Annotated in this window: 2 protein-coding genes and 1 pseudogene; 1 reads left to right on the top strand and 2 read right to left on the bottom strand. The window is 43.4% G+C overall.

Annotated features, from left to right (window positions below; genetic code table 11):
- Nucleotides 1-244: hypothetical protein (locus tag LC574_RS36035; RefSeq protein ID WP_229458413.1), on the bottom strand; the 244-nt coding region annotated here is incomplete at its 3' end.
- 609 nt (nucleotides 245-853) lie between these two features.
- On the opposite strand from LC574_RS36035, the gene LC574_RS36030 reads away from it, so the two are divergent.
- On the top strand, nucleotides 854-1,474 hold the full coding sequence (locus tag LC574_RS36030; RefSeq protein ID WP_229458412.1) for a Uma2 family endonuclease: 621 nt from the start codon (nucleotides 854-856) through the stop codon (nucleotides 1,472-1,474).
- 10 nt (nucleotides 1,475-1,484) lie between these two features.
- On the opposite strand, the pseudogene LC574_RS36025 reads toward LC574_RS36030, so the two are convergent.
- Nucleotides 1,485-2,366 (bottom strand): annotated as a pseudogene (locus LC574_RS36025) (FAD-dependent hydroxylase); the annotation flags it as partial.
- Nucleotides 2,367-2,378: the final 12 nt, after the last annotated feature.

Raw genomic sequence — 2,378 nt, 5'->3', positions numbered from 1 at the left:
AATCTTTGATTTGCTTGCTGAGTTCTTCTTCAGGGATATCTTTGACGAAATCTTCTGCAATTTGCCAAATAGACTTTCCTCTCTCAGGAATCTCCTTCGCTTGAGTACTGTCTGGCTGGGGAAGTTTTGGATTTACCTGGGTGATCCCACTCAATTTCTGAGCCAAATGAGCAATTAGTTTTAATTGTTCCTCTGCTGAAAGATTTTCTGCTTGTTGAATTAGTTGAGCTAACTTTGGAGACATTGTTTTTTCCTCTGTCTTTCAATTTCACTATTCGTTCTCAATACCCTGAGAGCTTCAAGCAAATCAAAGATTATATTGAATAAAATTTGGCCGAATAACCAGCGTAGGCGTAGCCAGCACTTCGACATGGTTCGACTCCCTTCGGCTACGCTCAGGGCAAGCCGCTCACCAGCCGCTCAGTGGCCACCGTAGGCATCGTTTCCAAAATACTACTATGCGTATGCCGAAATAACAAATGGAGTCGCCGAAATAACAAATGCGAACGCCGAAATAACAAATGCGAACCCCGAAATAACAAATGCGAACGCCGAAGTAACAAATGCGAACCCCGAAATAACAAATGCGAACCCCGAAATAACAAATGCGAACCCCGAAATAACAAATGCGAACCCCGAAATAACAAATGCGAACCCCGAAATAACAAATGCGAACCCCGAAATAACAAATGCGATCGCCGAAGTAACAAATGCGAACCCCGAAATAACAAATGGAGTCGCCGAAATAACAAATGCGGCGCTTCTATATAAGCGCGTTTTTAATCGTGGTGAAAAAGCTGTCCGCAGTCCCCTAGATTAGAGATAATACTGTCGTCGGTAATTCTCAAAAGCCATGACTCAAGCCATACCCAAGCTAGTAACCTTTGAGGAATTTGTCGATTGGCTACCCGAAATTCGACGAGTCCGCTACGAACTACATAAAGGAGAAATTGTTGAAATGGCGCAACCAGTAGGGGAACACGAAGAAGTTAAAGGATTTCTAGGTATCAAAATTGCTGTTGAAATCGAACGTCTAGGATTGCCCTACTTCATGCCCAACCAAGCTATAGTTAGACCTCCTGAAAAAGATTCTGGTTACTTCCCAGATGTGTTGGTGCTAAACCGTGCAAATCTGGAAAACGAAAAATTATGGAAAAAAGAATCTACTGTTAGTTTGGGTGCATCAATACCTTTGGCAATTGAGGTTGTATCAACTAACTGGCGGGACGATTATTACTTAAAATACGCTGATTACGAAGAGATGGGTATCCCGGAATACTGGATTGTCGATTATGCCGCCTTGGGTGGACGTAATTTTATCGGCAATCCCAAACAACCGACAATCACCGTGTGTAACTTGGTTGATGAGGAATATCAGATAAGTAAGTTTCGAGATAATGATCGCCTTATCTCCCAAACTTTTCCCGAATTGAATCTCACCCCAAAGCAGATTTTTCAAGCTGCTGTGGTGTAGTCTTTAAGCCTTATCGTTTTGCCAATTCTGGAGTCCGCCCCTTCAACCCAATCATCAACTTCAGCATAAACACTTTTAATACAGGTACTCGCTGCAAAAACCATAAACCCAGGCGACGCACCAATACCACAGGTAAGAAGTTATTAGAAAACATCCGATCTAACAAATCGGTGAAACCTAAAATCGTCAGGTTTTCTAGCTTGCGCCAGCGTTCATAACCTTTAAGAATTTGAATATCGCCAATATCTTTACCCGCTTGGTGCGCTGTTTGGATTACTTGCGCCAAAGCTGCTGCATCCCGAATCCCCAGATTTAAACCTTGTCCACCCACAGGATGGCAATTGTGCGCCGCATCACCAATTAATGCTAGTCGGGGGAGAACATAGCGATCGCTTTGCATGAGTTGTACCTGGAATACAAAGCGATCGCCTAGTAATTCCAATTTCCCCATCTGATCGCCATAGCGACGGGTAAGTTCTCTTAAAAATTGCTCATCATCTAAAGCACATAAAGCTTTTGCTTCTTCATGAGGGGCTGTCCAGACAATGCGGCAACGGTTCCCCGGTAAAGGTAAAATCGCAAAGGGGCCGCTAGACCAAAATCTTTCGTAAGCGGTGTTGTTGTGGGGCTTTTCTGGTTTGACAAATGCCACGATGCAAGACTGCCAATATTTCCAGCCAGATGTTTTGATACCAGCAGCTTGACGAATTGGCGATCGCGCCCCATCTGCTGCTATCAGTAATTTACTCTTGACTGTCCATAACTGATCGGCAACTTTAATATCTATCGCTACTATATCTTTCTGGTATTGCGTATTTACCACTTCAGCCGGACACAGATAAGTCACATTTGCACAATCTTGGACAAATTCTTGCAAAGGCTGCAATAGCGCTTACGAAAGATT

The organism is Nostoc sp. CHAB 5715 (assembly GCF_020829685.1).
Classification (GTDB): Bacteria; Cyanobacteriota; Cyanobacteriia; order Cyanobacteriales; family Nostocaceae; genus Nostoc.
Note: the sequence above shows the minus strand (reverse complement) of the source record. Positions and strands in the feature narration are given on the sequence as shown.